This is a genomic window from Kocuria tytonicola (genome assembly GCF_003687175.1).
Taxonomy (GTDB): domain Bacteria; phylum Actinomycetota; class Actinomycetes; order Actinomycetales; family Micrococcaceae; genus Kocuria; species Kocuria tytonicola.
Genome location: NZ_RDEX01000001.1, coordinates 1,072,379 through 1,088,457, shown reverse-complemented (window position 1 = coordinate 1,088,457; position 16,079 = coordinate 1,072,379). Strand labels below are relative to the sequence as shown.

The 16,079-nt window shown below is 73.0% G+C and carries 14 protein-coding genes and 1 tRNA gene; 3 read left to right on the top strand and 12 right to left on the bottom strand.

The window, feature by feature from the left end:
* Positions 1-37: 37 nt before the first annotated feature.
* Positions 38-481: a GNAT family N-acetyltransferase gene (locus EAE32_RS04970; protein ID WP_121864350.1), complete on the top strand. Its 444-nt coding sequence runs from the start codon at positions 38-40 to the stop codon at positions 479-481.
* The gene (locus EAE32_RS04965) at positions 474-1,850 is read left to right on the top strand and encodes a carboxylesterase family protein (protein WP_121864795.1); all 1,377 of its coding nucleotides are present in this window, start codon (positions 474-476) and stop codon (positions 1,848-1,850) included. Before EAE32_RS04970 ends, EAE32_RS04965 begins: the two co-directional genes overlap by 8 nt.
* 28 nt (positions 1,851-1,878) lie before the next feature.
* On the opposite strand, the gene EAE32_RS04960 is transcribed toward EAE32_RS04965, so the two are convergent.
* The 8 genes from EAE32_RS04960 to EAE32_RS04925 form a co-directional block, all read right to left on the bottom strand.
* On the bottom strand, positions 1,879-2,457 hold the full coding sequence (locus EAE32_RS04960; protein WP_121864349.1) for a mismatch-specific DNA-glycosylase: 579 nt from the start codon (positions 2,455-2,457) through the stop codon (positions 1,879-1,881).
* A gap of 90 nt (positions 2,458-2,547) precedes the next feature.
* The gene (locus EAE32_RS04955) at positions 2,548-3,384 is read right to left on the bottom strand and encodes an EamA family transporter (RefSeq protein WP_243635577.1); all 837 of its coding nucleotides are present in this window, start codon (positions 3,382-3,384) and stop codon (positions 2,548-2,550) included.
* Between the two features lie 53 nt (positions 3,385-3,437).
* A complete protein-coding gene (locus EAE32_RS04950; RefSeq protein ID WP_121864348.1) occupies positions 3,438-4,265 on the bottom strand; it encodes an alpha/beta fold hydrolase in 828 nt (275 codons plus the stop codon).
* Positions 4,266-4,387: 122 nt separating this feature from the next.
* On the bottom strand, positions 4,388-4,906 hold the full coding sequence (locus tag EAE32_RS04945) for a DUF2231 domain-containing protein (protein WP_243635576.1): 519 nt from the start codon (positions 4,904-4,906) through the stop codon (positions 4,388-4,390).
* A 123-nt stretch (positions 4,907-5,029) separates the two neighbouring features.
* Complete coding sequence (locus EAE32_RS12135; RefSeq protein ID WP_121864347.1) at positions 5,030-5,401, bottom strand: DUF3072 domain-containing protein; 372 nt, start codon at positions 5,399-5,401, stop codon at positions 5,030-5,032.
* A gap of 374 nt (positions 5,402-5,775) precedes the next feature.
* The gene (selB, locus tag EAE32_RS04935; RefSeq protein WP_121864346.1) at positions 5,776-7,569 is read right to left on the bottom strand and encodes a selenocysteine-specific translation elongation factor; all 1,794 of its coding nucleotides are present in this window, start codon (positions 7,567-7,569) and stop codon (positions 5,776-5,778) included.
* Positions 7,569-8,876 carry an L-seryl-tRNA(Sec) selenium transferase gene (gene selA, locus EAE32_RS04930; RefSeq protein WP_121864345.1) on the bottom strand — a complete coding sequence of 436 codons (1,308 nt, stop codon included), beginning with the start codon at positions 8,874-8,876 and terminating at the stop codon, positions 7,569-7,571. Before selA ends, selB begins: the two co-directional genes overlap by 1 nt.
* Positions 8,877-8,953: 77 nt before the next feature.
* Positions 8,954-9,048 (bottom strand) — tRNA-Sec (locus EAE32_RS04925).
* Between the two features lie 72 nt (positions 9,049-9,120).
* Between EAE32_RS04925 and selD the strand changes: the two genes are divergently transcribed.
* Entirely contained in the window at positions 9,121-10,176 is a 1,056-nt protein-coding gene (selD, locus tag EAE32_RS04920) for a selenide, water dikinase SelD (protein ID WP_243635575.1), read from the top strand.
* Between the two features lie 16 nt (positions 10,177-10,192).
* Here selD and EAE32_RS11690 read toward each other — a convergent pair whose 3' ends face one another.
* From EAE32_RS11690 to fdh, 4 genes are read right to left on the bottom strand one after another with little or no spacing between them, the layout of a single operon-like run.
* A complete protein-coding gene (locus tag EAE32_RS11690; RefSeq protein ID WP_124035160.1) occupies positions 10,193-10,387 on the bottom strand; it encodes a hypothetical protein in 195 nt (64 codons plus the stop codon).
* Positions 10,374-11,510: an NrfD/PsrC family molybdoenzyme membrane anchor subunit gene (nrfD, locus tag EAE32_RS04915; RefSeq protein ID WP_121864344.1), complete on the bottom strand. Its 1,137-nt coding sequence runs from the start codon at positions 11,508-11,510 to the stop codon at positions 10,374-10,376. The genes EAE32_RS11690 and nrfD overlap by 14 nt, the downstream gene beginning before the upstream one ends.
* Positions 11,507-12,676, bottom strand: a complete 1,170-nt coding sequence (locus EAE32_RS04910; protein WP_165860359.1) for a 4Fe-4S dicluster domain-containing protein — start codon at positions 12,674-12,676, stop codon at positions 11,507-11,509. Before EAE32_RS04910 ends, nrfD begins: the two co-directional genes overlap by 4 nt.
* 11 nt (positions 12,677-12,687) lie before the next feature.
* The gene (gene fdh / locus EAE32_RS04905) at positions 12,688-16,071 is read right to left on the bottom strand and encodes a formate dehydrogenase (protein ID WP_243635574.1); all 3,384 of its coding nucleotides are present in this window, start codon (positions 16,069-16,071) and stop codon (positions 12,688-12,690) included.
* Positions 16,072-16,079: the final 8 nt, after the last annotated feature.

The window sequence follows — 16,079 nt, the reverse complement described above, 5'->3', positions numbered from 1 at the left end:
CGTTCTGCCTGTCGGCGCGGTGCGCCAGGATGGTCGCATGACAGACGTGCGCCCCGGATACACCCTGCTGGACGGCCCGCCCACGGTGGCGGAGTACATGCGCCTGCGCCGGGAGACCGGGCTGAGCCCCACCACCGAGGAGCAGGCCCGCGCCGGGATCCACGGTGCGTGGCGCGCGGTCCGCGTGCGGCACGAGGCCACGGGCCACGTGGTGGGGATGGGCCGCGTGATCGGGGACGGCGGCTGGTACTTCCACGTGGTGGACATGGCCGTTCTGCCCGCGCACCAGGGGCAGGGGCTCGGGGGCGCCGTGCTGGAGCACCTTCTCACCGCGATCCGGACGGACGCACCTCCCGGGGCCTACGTGACCCTCATGGCGGACGGTCCTGGGCAGCCGCTCTACGCCCGCCACGGGTTTGCGGACCGGGCACCGCGCACCATCGGCATGAGTCGGCGGCTGGACGGTGGGCGGCATGGCTGAGGGCCCGCGCCACGCCGCGGGTGTCACCTCGTCCGGGTCCGGGGCCCCGCAGTGGGTGGCGCCGTGCGGGACCGTGACCGGCTGGCGGGACGGGCCCGTGGATCGTGCCACCGGGATCAGTTACGCCACGGCGCAGCGCTACGAGCCCCCGCGGGCGGTCGGGGCGTCGTCGGCGGCCATCCGTGCCACGGACCCGGCACCGGCGTGCCCGCAGCCGCCCATGCCGTTCCTCGACGACGTCGTGGGCAGCACGCTGGGGAACCTCCCGCAGGACGAGGACTGCCTGCGCGTGTCCGTGACCGCGCCCGCGGACACGCCTCCGGATGCGAAGCTGCCCGTCATGGCGTGGATCCACGGCGGCTCGTACGCCTCCGGGGCCGGAGACGCGCCGTTCTACGACCCCGGTGCGCTGGTGGCGGAGCAGCGGGTGGTCGTGGTGAGCGTGACCTACAGACTGGGCCTGCTGGGGTTCCTCGGGGACGGTGAAAGGATCCCGGCGAACCTCGGGCTGCTGGACATGGTGGCCGCCCTGGAGTGGACGCGCGAGAACATTGCCGCGTTCGGCGGGGACCCGGACAACGTCACGGCCTTCGGGCAGTCCGCCGGTGGCGACGCCGTGGCCCACCTCATGCTGGTCCCCCGCGCCCGCGAGCTGTTCCACCGGGCCATCATCCAGAGCGCGCCGTTCGGTCTGCTGGCCGGCCGCGCGAGGATGAGCGCCCTGATGGCCCGGACGGCGGCTCCCCTCGCCCGGGACGCGCCCCTGGACGAGGTGCGCGCCATGCAGCAGCGCGTCGCGAAGGCCGCCGGACGGCACGGGCTCAAGGGTCAGATGCCGTTCGGACTGCAGTACGGCATGGATCCCCTCCCGCCCGAGGCGGAACTCGACGCCGCGTGGCGTGAGGCCGCACCGCACGTGGATGTCCTGGTGGGCCGCACCACGCGGGAGGCCGCTCTCTTCGCCGCGAGTGTTCCCGCGCTGCTGTCCCCCATGCGGCACTCCCGCAGGACGCGGCACGTGGACCGGTTCTTCGTCACCCCGTTCACCCGGCGGATCTACGGCAGGGGTGCGGCGGGGTTCGCCCAGCGGCACGTCCAGGCGGGAGGCACCGGGTGGCGCTACGAGTTCTCGTGGGGTGTGGGCCGCAACCCGGTGGCCGCAGCCCACATCTCCGAGCTGCCGCTGCTCTTTCCCGGTCAGGGTGCGTGGAAGCGCACGCCCCTTACGGACGGCCACACCTGGGCGCAGGTGGTGGACGACGGCGCCCGGCTGCGTCGCGCGTGGGCCGGTTTCGCCCGCGGGGAGGCACCGGCCAGTGATCGGGAGGCCGGGTTGCGGGTGCTCCCCCTCGTGGACCGGATGCGGTGAACCACCGGGTCAGGGAGGTTTCAGCCGCTCAGCGGGCACCCGGTGGCAGCACACCCGCGGCCCGCGCGATCTCCCCGTAGGCCGCCGCGAGGTCGTCCAGCGACGAGTGGGCGTTCAGCCCGCTGGGATTCGGTGCCACGAACAGCTGCGTGTCCGGCCACGGCGACTCCTGCGGTCCCGTGGTGGCCTTCGGGCGGTCGAACGCGGCGCGGTAGGCGGTGATGCCCAGCACCGCCACCACCGCGGGACGTTCCCGGCGGACGAGCCGGTCGAGGCGTTGCGCGCCCTCGCGCAGCTCTTCCCGGGTCAGCTCGTCGGCCCGCGCCGTGGCACGGGGGCACACGTTGCTGATCCCGATCCCCCGGCCCGTGAGCTGCGCCAGGTCGGAGTCCTCGTAGCCGCGGGCGGCGTCGATCAGGGTGTCCGTGATCCCCGCGCGGTGCAGTGCCGGGTAGAAACGGTTGCCGGGACGCGCGAAGTGGGCCCCCGTGGCCGCGGTCCACAGCCCGGGGTTGATCCCCACGAACAGCAGCCGCAGCGGGCGCGGCAGCAGGTCCGGCACCGTGCGGTCCCGGTAAGAGTCGAGTTCGGCGCGCGTGAATCCCATGGGCAGTCATGCTAGGCGGGAACGCAGACACCCGGGCCCGTCCCCCGCCCCGTGTCCCTGAACGGGACGCCGCGGCGTTGTCCCCATGCCTCAGCCCAGTGGAGGACGCGACGCCGCCGGCGGGCGCCCCGAGCGCACCGCGCCCACGCTGGCCAGGATCACCAGCGCCATGCCGCCGACCTCAACCGGCCCCATGGCCTGGCCCAGGATCACCCAGCCCACGAGTGCGGCCACGGCGGGGGCCAGGCTCACGAGGATCGAGAACGTCTCCGCGGGCAGACGACGCAGCGCGAGCAGCTCGAGCGCATAGGGCACGGCCGAGGACATGAGCGCCACGGCGAGACCCACGAGCAGCACACGAGGGTGGAGAAGTGCCGCGCCGCCGCTGCCGATCCCGAAGGGCGCGGCCAGCACGGCGCCGATCACCATGGCGAGGGCGAGCCCGCGAATTCCCTCGAAGCTGCGGCCAGCCTGGCGGGACATCATGATGTAGAGCGCCCACATGCCGGCCGCGGCGAGCGCGAACAGCACCCCCACCGGATCCGGCGCACCGGTCCCCGGACCCGCACCGCTGAGCAGCACCACGCCCGCGAGCGCGAGGAGCGCCCACACCACCCCGGCGGGCCTCCGGGAGAGCACCACGGACAGCAGCGGTCCGAGCAGCTCGATGGTCACGGCCACCCCCAGCGGCAGCCGGGCGATGGCCTGGTAGATGAGCATGTTCATGGCCCCCAGGGCCACACCGAACCCCAGCACCACACCCATGTTCGCCCGGGTGACGAGGCCCGGCGAGGGCCGCACGACGACGCACAGCACCGCCGCGGCCAGGGCCAGTCGCAGGAAGACGGCGCCCAACGCCCCGACCTCCCCGAAGAGGCCCACGGCCATGGCGGCGCCCGTCTGGGTGATGAGGGCGGCCGCTGCCACGAGGGCCACTCCCTGGGCCGGGGACGAGTCCCCCGGGCGGGATGGGCCCCTGCTCACCGCTCTGCGAGCAGGAAGGCCCGCACGGCCATGATGACCTCCTCCGGGCGGTCCGCGTGCACCCAGTGGCTCGCCCCGCGCACGGTGGTGCGCACGGTCCTGGGGAACAGCGCGCGCATGGCGGGGGCGTCCGCCTCCTTGATGTACGGGGAGTTCTCCCCCGCCATCCACAGGACGGACCCGGTGAAGGTTCTCCCGGCCACGTCCTGATCGGGCCAGCCGCCCACCGTGTCGAGCTGGTCGTGCAGCAGGTCCAGGTTGGGCTGCCAGGCGAATCCGCCGTCCCGGTGGCGCAGGTTCTGCAGGAGGAACCCGCGGACCGTGTCGTCCGGGATATCGGTGCGCAGAGCGGCGTCGGCCTCGGAACGGTGCGTGATCCCGGAGAGGTCCAGGCGCTTGAGGGAGCCCAGCAGGTGCTCGAAGTTCCCGCGGGACGCGGTGGCGTCCGCCTCCTTCGAATCCACGGGTGCGATGTCCTCCACCACGAGCCGGCGCACCAGCTCCGGGTGGCGCAGCGCGAGGACCATGGCCACCTTGCCGCCCATGGAGTGCCCGAGCACGTCCACGGGGCCGTCCGCCGCGAAGCCCCGCCGCAGCTCCTCGGCCACGGTGTCCGCCATGGCGGCGTACCCGAAGGTCTCGGTCCACGCGGAGTCGCCGTGGTTGGGCAGGTCCACGAGCAGGCAGCGGAACTCGGGCTGCAGCCCCTTGGCGATGTTCGTGAAGTTCTTGCCGCGCCCGAACAGCCCGTGCAGGAACACCAGCGGGTGCTCGCCGGAGCCGATAGGCGTGGTCTTCAACGTGGGTTTCGCATCCTGAGGCACGCGGGTCAATCTACTGCGCGCCCGCAGACCCCGCCAAAGCCGACGCCGCCGCCCCGCCGGGCACCGCGCCCGGGGTCCGGGCCCACCGAGCACGGGCGCGCACGCCAGCACCGGCACCGCGGTCAGTGCGGGAAGTTCCCCCACACCAGCTGCGCCCCGGCGTGACCGGTGAGCGCCGTCATCACCAGGGCGAACAGGGCGACGAGCACGGCGAGGACCCGCAGGACGAGCACGAGGGTGTCCCGGCGGGCGAAACGCTGCGGGGTGAGCCAGCGCTCCGCCGCGTACAGGCAGACGCCGGCTCCCAGGCACAGGCCCACGGCCACCACGAGCAGGTCCGCGTACTGGGCGTGGGGTCCGACCTCCCCCGGGGAGTGCTCGCTCAGGCCCATGGCGGGCAGCAGCGCCTCTCCCGTGCTCTTGGCGACCACCGAGGCGAGGAAGGCCACGGCGGTGACCCCCACCGTGACGGCGCGCAGCTGGGCGCGCCAGCGGGGCACGAGGGCCCACAGCAGGAGGAGGACCGCCCCGAGCGGGACGGCCACGACGGACAGGTGGACGAGGAGTGGGTGGGCGGGCAGTCCCGCAATCGTGGTGAGCACCCGCTCATCCTCAACGTCGTTCCCGTGCGCCACAAGCATGGTGAGGCTGTCCTGGCTCCGGGAACTCCCAGGCGGTGCCCCGAACCTGTGGATGCCTGGGAGTGGCACGGCAAACGCCCCGCGGCACCCTGGGAAGGGGCTGCGGGGCGTCCGTGAGAGGTGTCAGTTCGAGGTGCCCTTGAGCCGCTCGATGTGCTCGGAGGCCTGCGCCTTGGTGAGGTCCGCGGGCAGCTCCTCCCCGGCCTGCTTGGCGAGGGTGTCCAGGTAGGACTTCTGGGCCGCAGTCATGGGTTCGTCGCCGCTGACCCAGTCCGAGGGGTCCTTCTCCAGGGTGGAGTCCTGGGCGTCCCCGGTGGCGCCGATCGTCTCGCCCTGGGGCGCGCCGTTCTGCCCTGCTCCGTTCTGAGCGGCGCCGTTCTGTGTGGCGACGTTCTGCGTGGCCGCGTCCTGCGGCACCGCCCCGTCCGGGGTGCCGTTCTCGAGCGGCGGCTGGGCGTCCTGGCCCTGGGGGTTCTGTGCGGGGATCTCGGTCATGACTGCTCCTTCGTGAGCTCCGGGCCGTTCGGACCCGGTGAGTGCGGTCGTGGAGTGGGCGGGCGCACGCGGCCCCGCTGTGGTGCGGGGCGGGTTGGTGGCCCCGTCGTGCCCTCGACGGTAGCCGCCCCGGGGCCTCACGGGCAGGAGGTTTCGCTCACGGCGCGCACGGACGGACCAAGGCTTTTCTGCCCCACGGCCCATGCGTCCCCTGGGAGGCAAGCCCCGGAGCACCGCTGTGCCGCTGGACCGCCGTGCGGCCACGCGGTGGGCAGGTGCCCCACCCCGAGACCCGCGGGACCAGCGTCCCGACACCTGCACGGGCACCGCGCCTGCGGGCCCGGCAGCCGGGCAGGACCTCAGCGCACCGCCCCTCAGCGCACGATGCTCCGGCGGGTCCCGTCCTCGCGCCGCGTCCAGCCCTTCGCGTCCAGGTGCTCGAGCAGCGGGATGGCCACGCGGCGGGTGGTGTCCCACGCCTGCCGCGCCTGGCTCGTGGTGAAGGGCTGCGGCAGCCGGGCCAGCTCGCGCATGGCGAGCGCGGGCGCGGAGGGCAGCAGGACGACGTCGCCCGGCAGCCTCAGCAGCCTGCCCACCCGCTGCGCCGCGGCCAGTTCGCGCGGGCCGAGGTGCAGCTCCGCCAGCTCGTAGGCCTCGGGAGCCGCGAAGGGCCGGGCACGCAGCCGCCCCTCGACCGCGGCCACCCCCGTCTCGGCGGCGCCCAGTCCGGTGGCCCGGCCGGGGACGGTGAGGAAGCCGTCGCGCTCCACGAGCCCGGCCGCGCGCACCACGGTGTCCAGCAGCTCGGACCCCGGTGTCCCCAGCACGGCCGCGGCCGCTCCCCGGGGCAGCCCGCGGGAGAGGGCGTCCCGCTCGTGGACGGAGGTCACGGCCCGGGTCAGGGTCTCGGCCCACTCGGCCAGGCGCGGTGCGTGGAGCCACCACCCCTGGGCGAGCACCACGTCCCCGGAAGGTTCGGCGGTGTCGGAGACCTGGAAGCCGAGCCGCCGCAGCCGCTCGACCGGCACGGCCCCGAGCTTGATGGTCTCCGCCACGGGATCGCCGTGGTCCGGGACCGTGGCCAGCCGGGCCGCCTCGCGTGCAGCGGCGCCCCGCCGGTCCAGGGCCGGGGGGTCGACGTCCAGCACCCGCGCACCGCCCACGGCCACGCGCGCTCCGGGGCAGCGCAGCACCAGGCGGTCGCTGGGCACGAGCACGAGGGGATGCTCCAGCTGGAGACGGGCGTGGTCCGCGTCCAGCGGCCGGATCCGCGCCCCCACGCCCGCGGTGCCGGCGTGGACCACGACCTCCTCGGGAACCTCCGTGAACGGGGCTCCCCCGTTCCGGCGGACCTCCAGCACGTCCGTGTCGGGCCACGCCTGCGGGGTCACGAGCACGTCCCCGCGGTGGATGCCCCGACTGCTGGTGCCCCTCAGGTTCACGGCCACCCGGTTGGTGGGCCCGATCTGCTGCACCGAGCTGTTCTGGCTCTGCAGGGAGCGCACCGTCACGGTCTCCTCCCCCGCCGCGCCCCGCAGGCCCAGGCGGTCCCCCACGCGCAGCGTCCCCGCCGTGAGGGTGCCGGTGACCACGGTGCCCGCCCCGGAGATGGTGAAGGCGCGGTCGATCCACAGCCGCACGCGCGCCCGGGGGTCCGGCGCCGGCACGCGGGACAGCACGGCGTCGAGGACCTCGCGGAACTCGTCCAGGCCCGTGCCCTCCACGGCAGAGACGGCCACCGCGGGGGCGTCCCGCAGGCCGGTGGCGGCCAGCTCCGCGCGGGCCCGGGCCACGACGGCGCCCACCCGATCGGGGGCCCGGTCCGCCTTGGTCACCACGATCAGACCGTGGCTGATCCCCAGAGCGGCCAGGGCGTCCCGGTGGTCCCCGGACTGCTCCTGCCAGCCCTCGTCCGCGGCCACCACGAAGCACACCACGGGGGCGGGGCCCACCCCGGCGAGCATGTTGCCCAGGAAGCGCTCGTGCCCTGGGACGTCCACGAACGCCACGTGCGTCCCGGAGGGCAGCTCGGTCCACGCGAAGCCGAGATCGATGGTGAGCCCCCGCTGCTTCTCCTCGTCCCAGCGGTCCGGCTCGATGCCCGTGAGCGCCCGGACCAGGGTGCTCTTGCCGTGGTCCACGTGCCCGGCCGTTGCCACCACGTGCATCAGCGCACCCCTTCCAGGGCGGCCGTCACGGCGCGGGTCAGCTCGGCGTCCCGGGCCTCCGGGACACAGCGCAGATCCAGGAGGCACCCGCCGTCGTGCACGCGGGGCAGCACGGCGGGGGTGCCGAGCCTCAGGGCCCGCGCGGCCCCCTCCGGCAGGCGCACCGCCCAGCCGTGCAGCGGCACACCGGGGGCACCCCCGCCGCCCACACGGCCGTCGTGGGCCACCACCTGCGTACCCACCGCGGCCGCGAGCGCCTCGGACCGCTCGCGCAGCCGGTCGGGGTCCGCGTGCAGCGCCCGCTCGACCGGGGTGGCTCCACCTCGCAGGGTGGCTTCGAGGGCGGCCAGGGTGAGCTTGTCCGCTCGCACCGCCCGGGCCAGCGGGAACCGCGCCAGGCGCTGGATGGTCTCGGCACGGCCCAGCAGGAGCCCCGCCTGGGGCCCGCCGAAGAGCTTGTCCCCGCTGGCGATGACCACGTCCGCCCCCGCCTCCAGGGCCTCCGCGAGGCTCGGCTCGTGGGGCAACGACGGATCCGGGGTGAGCAGTCCGCTGCCCACGTCCACCACGAGCGGCACGGCGAACTCGTCCGCGAGCGCGCGCAGCTCGGCCAGCGGCACGGCGGAGGTGAACCCGTCCACCCGGAAGTTGCTCGGATGAACCTTGAGCAGGCAGCCCGTGTCCGGGCCCAGGGCGTCCCGGTAGTCGGAGGGGTGGGTGCGGTTGGTGGTGCCCACCTCGCGCAGCCGCGCGCCCGTGGACTCCATGAGGTCCGAGAGCCGGAAGCCCGCGCCGATCTCCACGAACTCCCCGCGGCTGATGACCACCTCGCGCGTCCCGGCCAGCGCGGTGGTGGCGAGCACGAGGGCGCCCGCGCCGTTGTTCACCACCAGCGCGTCCTCCGCGGCCGGGCACGCCGCCAGCAGCGCCTCCCGCGCCGCGACCCCGCGCTTCGAGCGCTGCCCGGTGGTGAGGTCCAGCTCCACGTCCACGTAGCCGGAGGCGTCCTGCAGGGCCTGCCGCGCGGCATCGGAGAGGGGCGCGCGGCCCAGGTTGGTGTGCACCACGACTCCCGTGGCGTTGAGCACGGGGGTGAGTGAGCTGGCACCGCGCCCGGACAGCTCGTCGACCACGGCGGTCACCACGTCCTCGGGAGCGATCTCCCCGGTACGCGCCCGGGCCTGGGCCGCGACGACGGCGCCGTGCACCTCGGCCTCCGCCAGGCCGGACCCGGCGCGCCGCACCACGGGATCCGCCAGAACGCGGTCCGTGCGGGGGATGCGGCGGCGGGGGTCCTCTGTGCTCACGGTGCTCCTCAGGGGTGCGGCACGACGGTGCGCGCCGCGGCGCCGCGGAACTGTCGCACGAACGTCGCGCGGGTGGTTGGCGGAGGCGGACGGGAATCGAACCCGCCAGACCGAGGTGCTCGGTCTCACCGGTTTTGAAGACCGGGGCGCCCACCAGGACACGGACGCCTCCGCCAGCGAATGTATCACCGCGCGGGGGCACACCGATCAGCAGGCTGTCGGAGCGGGTTCCTAGACTGGCGCCATGAGTGGTCACCCTGCAGTTCCCGGTTCCCCCGCCCACGAGCCACGGGAGGTCGCACGGCCCCGCGTCGGGCGGCTCACGAGCTACGCCCACGGCGGCGGCTGCGCGTGCAAGATCCCGCCGGGCGAGCTGGAGGACGCCGTCCGCGGACTCACGGGTCAGGACGCCCCGGACGTCCTGGTGGGCCTGGACGACGGCGACGACGCCGCGGCCGTCCTCGTGCGCCCGGATCTCGCCGCGCTGTCCACGGCGGACTTCTTCACCCCCGTGGTGGACAGCGCCTACGACTGGGGGCGGATCGCCGCCGCCAACGCCCTCTCGGACGTGTACGCGATGGGTGGCACCCCGGTGGTGGGCATCAACCTGGTGGGCTGGCCGCGCGAGCTGCTGCCCATGGAGCTGATGTCCGAGGTCCTGCAGGGTGGCCTGGACGTTGCCACGCAGGCGGGCTGCCCGGTGATCGGGGGCCACTCCATCGACGCGCCCGAGCCCACCTACGGCATGGCGGTCACGGGCACGGCGGACCCGCAGCGCCTGCTGCGCAACGACGCCGCCCGGCCCGGTCTGCCGATCACCCTCACCAAGCCCCTGGGCGTGGGGCTGCTCAACAACCGGCACAAGGCCACGGGAGAGGTGTTCCCCGCCGCCGTGGAGACCATGACCACCCTCAACCGGGACGCCTCCGCCGCGGCGCTGGCCGCCGGCGTCGAGGCGTGCACGGACGTCACCGGTTTCGGACTGCTCGGCCACCTCTACAAGATGTGCCGCGCCTCCAGTGTGGCAGCCACGATTGACGCCGCCGCTGTTCCCCTGGTCGAGGGCGCCGCGGACGCCCTGCGGGACGGCTTCGTTTCCGGCGGCACCCGGCGCAACCTCGACTGGGTGCGCCCGTACCTTGCGGCGAACCCCGGGATCTCGGAGGAGACCCTCCTGCTGCTCGCGGACGCCCAGACCTCCGGCGGGCTCCTCGTGGTCGGTGAGGTGCCGGGCTACCCGGTGATCGGCGAGACCACCGTGCGGGAGGACGACTCCGCTCCGTACGTCACCGTGGCCTGAGCCGGGCGGTCTACTCCTACCCCCTGGGTCCACCGCGACGGGAGAACCACCCGGTGAGGAGAACCCCGATGCCGATGAGCAGGAAGGGAACGGCTATGACCTTGCTGTCCAGTGTCAGCAGATAGACGACACCGAGCATGAGGAACACCGCTGCGACCCCCGTTTGCACTGGCTGCTTCACAGCCTCGCCCTCCTTCTCAGTCGAAGTCACCGAGCCCTACCTGCACACTGTTCGGCGGGCCCGTGGTGATCGAGTCGTCGGTGATGCCCTGCGCCCGGCGCTTGTTGAGGCGGTTGCGCTGCGGGACCACCGTGTACTTCGGGTCCTTCACGGACTCCTTGCCACCCCAGAACACTCCGAAGCGGGTGAGTGCGGAGGAGGCGACGAGGGCGGCGCCGGAAACCGCGGCGACCCACCGGCGTCGTCCGCCCAGGAGCGCACCGAGGCCGCCGAGGATCGAGAGCCGCTCGCTCCACTCGAGCCACTGCCCCGGCCTGCCCTGCTCGATCGGTTCCACCGTCACGGGGTCCATCGCGTTCTTCATCACGTGCATGGCCGCGAGCTCCCCGGCCACACCGGCCACGGCGAAGAAGCGCGCGGGCCCTGTCTCGCACGTGGGCGTGGTGACCAGGATCAGCCCACCCGAGGCCAGGGACGCCGAGCTCGCGAACACGAACGCGAGGTGCCCGTGCATCTCGTGCCACGTGGGCACGGAGGTGTCGCTGAGCAGCATGGCGGTGTACGTGGCCATGGGCGCGCCGAGCACTCCGGCGGCCACGCTCGTGGGCAGCTCGAGGGCGTGCAGCACGGGACGCAACGGTCCCAGGGGCAGCCGCTCTCCCGTCATGCGGTCCACCTCCACGGCCGCCGCCACCCCGGCGTTCGTGGAGAACGAGGCGAGCACCCACGACCCCATGCTCATGGGCGAGGTGGGCTTGAACGTGCGCATCATGTGCAGGAACCGCTCGGGCCGACCGAGGTCCGCGACCAGCGCGATGCCGCCCAGCCCCGCCGCGGTCAGAGCGCTCAGCCGGGCGTTGCGGCGCATCGTGGGCCGGCCGGTCAGGTAGCCACCGAGCCCGAGGATCGCGGAGCCGCCCGAGAGCCCACCCAGGAAGAGGTACGTGGCGATCTTCGAGTCCCACGGCGGGGCCTTGACGATCGGCCGTCCGTAGTAGGAGGTGAACTCCGGCTCCGGCACCATGGCGACCTCGCGGGAGCCGTCGCCCCCGCCGCGGCGGAAGGCGCCTCCCCCGGGCGGGCGGTTGCGGCGACGCCGCCTGCGCCGCGGCTCCTCCGGTGGCCGGTAGCTGTCGTAGGGCGAGACGCTCATCGGCGATCACCCACCGTGAAGGCCGCGGCTCCCAGCGCAAGCATCCCCAGCACTGCGGCACCGGCGCGCCGGTACATGCGCGGCAGGTCCGCCGTGGGCACCCGGGGGTCCGGCGGCAGGCCGTAGACCTCCGGCTCGTCCAGGAGCAGGAAGATGGAGCCCGTGCCGCCCACGCCGTCCTTGGGGTTGGCGCCGTAGAGCCGCGCCTCGGTGCGGCCCTGCTCGTGCAGCTGCGCCACACGCTGCTGGGCGGACTCGAGCATGGTCTCGCGCTCGCCGTACTTGATGGAGGTGGTGGGGCACGCCTGCGCGCACGCGGGGGTCTGGTCCTCCTTCATGCGGTCGTAGCACAGGGTGCACTTCTGGGCGATGCCGTCCTGCGGGACCTTGACCGTGTCCGGCATGGGCGGGGTCCCGCGCTGGGTCTTGGGCTCCACGAGACCGTCGTCCCGGCGCTCGATCACACCGAAGGGACAGCCGGCCACGCACGTGCCGCAGCCGTTGCAGATGTCCTCCTGGACCACCACGGTGCCGAACTCGGTGCGGAACAGCGCACCGGTGGGACACACGTCCAGGCACCCGGCGTGGGTGCAGTGCTTGCAGACATCCGAGGACATGAGCCACCGGAAGTCAGGGGTGTCCAGCACCGGGGAGCCGCCCTCCGCGGTGCCCGCTGCTGCGCCGCCCGCTCCCCCGGAGGAGCAGCCGCAGCCGTCGGCGGATCCGCAGCCGGCGGTCGCGGGTGCGGTGGTCGCCGAGGACGGGCCCGAGCAGGCACACCCGGACCCGGCGGCGTCGTCCGCCGGTGCGGCTGGTCCGCACGCACACCCGGTGGAGGCCGGGGCCGGCGACGGCGCGGGCGGGCCCACGCGCGGCATCCCCAGGTTCACGAGGGCGCGCCCGGACTCCCGGGCCTCCTCGATGCGCTCCTGGGACTGCTCGATGAATGCCACGTGACGCCAGGTGTCCGCCCCCAGGCCGCCCGTGTTGTCGTAGGAGGAGCCCAGGATCTCGTAGTCCGAGTCCACCGGGTTGCGGTTCCACTCCTTGCACGCCACCTCGCAGGCCTTGCAGCCGATGCAGATGGAGGTGTCCGTGAAGAACCCGCGCCGGGGATGCGGATGCTCCCAGTGGGTGTCGTCCGCGAAGGCGGAGGTGGGCGTCATGCGGTCCGTGCTCACTTGTCTGCTTCCTGCTCCGTGGCGTCCTGCCCCGGCCGGTAGGCCGTGGACCGTCCTGCAACGTCCCCGCTGTCGCGTGCTCGCAACGGGTCCTCGTTCAATTCGCGTTCGGGGTCCGTGATGCGCTCCATGCCGGTCATGATGGTGAGTCCCGCGCGCCGCTGGTACTCGCGCACCAGCTCGTCGCGGGCGGCTCCCTGCGGCCTGCGGCCGGGGCGGATGTCGCACGAACCGGTCTTGAAGTTCTGGATCTGCACGTTCGGGTCCAGCGTGATGCCCAGCAGGTCGTTCGCGCCGTCGCCCGTGACCACCGCGTCCGTGCCCGCACCCCAGTGGTACGGCAGACCGATCTGGTGGATCGTCTTGCCTCCCACGGTGAGCGGCTTCATGCGGTCCGTGACCAGCACCTTGACCTCGATGGCCGAGCGCGGGGACACGATCGTGGCCCACCCGTACGGCTCCAGACCCTTCAACTCCGCGAGCTCCGGGGAGATCTCGCAGAACATCTCGGGCTGCAGCTCGGACAGGTACGGCAACCACCGACTCATGCCGCCGGCCGTGTGGTGCTCGGTCAGCCGGTAGGTGGTGAACATGAACGGGTAGACGTCCGTGCCCGGTGCGTCACCGCTGGGCGCGGACAGGTTGTCCTCCCGGGGGAACATGATGCGCGCGGGGTTCTGCTGCTGCGCGTACACCGGGTTGTCCACGGGGGACTCCTGCGGCTCGTAGTGCGTGGGCAGGGGCCCGTCCATCATGCCCTTGGGAGCGAAGAGCCAGCCCTTGCCGTCCGCCTGCATGATGAAGGGGTCGTCCCCGGCGAGCGCGGCCGGCCCGCCCTGCTGCGGGTCCGGTGTGCTGCCGGGCTCGCGGTCCAGGGGGAAGTCCGGGTTGTCCTTGCCCGTCCACGTCTTCTTCCCAGGATCCCACCACACGAGCTTCTTGCGCTCGCTCCAGGGCCGGCCCTGGGGGTCCGCGGAGGCGCGGTTGTAGAGGATCCGGCGGTTCGCGGGCCAGGCCCACGCCCACTGCGAGGCGATCTCGTCCTGCTGCTGCCCGGGCACGCGCATGGCGGCGCGGTTCACACCGTCCGCGTAGATGCCCGTGTAGATCCAGCAGCCGCCGGCGGTGCTGCCGTCGTCCGTCATCTGCGTGTAGGAGCTCAACGGCTCACCGGCGCGGGGACCCGTGAGGAACCGGCCGTTGATCTCCGCGAGCACGGCCTCCGCGTCCGGCTCGCCGTCCTCGGTCAGCGGGTAGTCCCACGTGAGGTCCTGCAGCGGACGGTCACGGGGGTCGTCCGAGTCCGCCACCCGGGCGCGGATGCGCTGGCCGAGCTCGTAGAAGAACTCCAGCTCGCTCTGGGCCTCCCCGGGCGGTGCCACCGCCTGGTGGCGCCACTGCACGAGCCGCTGCGTCTGGGTGAACGAACCGGACTTCTCCACGTGCGTGGCCGCGGGCATGAAGAAGACCTCGGTGTCGATGTCCTCGGTCTTCAGCTCCCCCGAGGCGATCTCCGGCCCGTCCTTCCACCACGTGGCGGACTCGATCATGTTGAGGTCCCGGACCACGAGCCACTTCAGGTGGGACATGCCCATGCGCTGCAGGCGCCCGTTGGCGGAGCCGACGGCAGGGTTCTGGCCGAGCAGGAAGTACCCGTCCACCTGGTCCTTCAGCATGGCCATCAGCGTCTGGTAGGTGCCGTGGGCCCCGTTGATCCTGGGGATGTAGTCGTAGGCCCAGTCGTTCTCCGCGGTGGCGGCATCTCCCCACCACGACTTCAGCAGGTTCACCGAGTACGCCCTGGCGTCCGCCCAGTAGCCCTTCTGGGTGGTGGTGCGGATGCCGTCCACGTAGTCGTCGAACGTCTGCGCCGTGACCGACGGCATGGGCAGGTACCCGGGCAGCAGGTTGAACAGCGTGGGGATGTCCGTGGAGCCCTGAATGGTCGCGTGCCCGCGCAGCGCCATGATGCCGCCGCCCGGCCGGCCCATGTTGCCCAGGAGCAGCTGCAGGATGGATGCCGTGCGGATGAACTGCGCGCCCAGCGTGTGCTGGGTCCACCCCACGGCGTACGCGAAGCACGTGGTGCGGTCCCGCCCGGAGTTCTCCGTGACGGAGCGCGCGAGGTACTCGAAGTCCGCCACGGCGATGCCGCAGGTCTCCTGCACCATCTCCGGGGTGTAGCGGGCGAAGTGGCGCTTGAGGATCTGGAAGACGGTGCGCGGGTGCTGCAGGGTCTCGTCCCGCACGAGCTTGCCCGCTCCCACGGGCGCGCCGCCGCTGCCGTACTGCTGACCGCCGGCCTTGGCGCGCTCCTCGTCACCCTTGTTGCGCTGCTCGTCCGCCTGGTGGCCCTCCCCTTCGTCCTCGGTCTGGTACCCCCAGGACTTGAGGTGGTACGTGCCGGTCTCGGGGTCGTAGCCCGAGAACAGCCCGTCCAGGTCCTCGGCGTCCTCGAAGTCCTCCGAGATCAGCGTGGCCGCGTTCGTGTAGTGCAGCACGTAGTCGTGGAACCAGAGGTCGTTGCTCAGCACGTGGTTGATGAGCGCGCCGAGCAGCACGATGTCGGAGCCCGCACGGATGGGCAGGTGCTTGTCAGCGACCGCCGAGGTGCGGGTGAAGCGCGGGTCCACGTGGATGACCCTGGCGCCGCGCGCCTTGGCCTCCGTGACCCACTGGAATCCCACGGGGTGGCACTCGGCCATGTTGGATCCCTGGATGACGATGCAGTCCGCGTTCGCCATGTCCTGCAGCGACTGGGTGGCGCCGCCGCGACCGAAGGAGGTTCCCAGACTGGGAACCGTGGCGGAGTGTCAAATCCGGGCCTGGTTCTCGATCTGCACGGCACCAGCCGCGGTGAACAGCTTCTTGATGAGGTAGTTCTCCTCGTTGTCCAGCGTGGCGCCGCCCAGGGACGCGATGCCCATGGTGCGGCGCAGCGGACGGCCCTGCTCATCGGCGTCCTGCCAGCCGCGGCGGCGAGCCTCGATGAAACGGTCGGCGATCATGTCAATCGCGGTCTCGCGCTCCAACGGCTGCCAGTCCGAGGCACCCGGTGCGCGGTACAGCACCCGGGTCTGGCGGCCCGGGGAGTTCACGAGCTGCTCGCTCGCCGATCCCTTGGGGCACAGTCGGCCGCGGGAGATCGGCGAGTCCGGATCTCCCTCGATCTGGATGACCTTCTCGTCCTTGACGTAGACCTTCTGGCCGCATCCCACGGCGCAGTAGGGGCAGATGCTCTGCACCACACGGTCCGCCGTGGCGGTGCGGGCAGTGATCTCCCGGGTGTGCTGGGACTGCACCGCGGAGCTGCGGCCGGTGCGGTCCCCGGTGCGGAGCTGGCGGATGACCGGCCACTCCAGCGGGCTGAATCGAGACATGCGTCAAG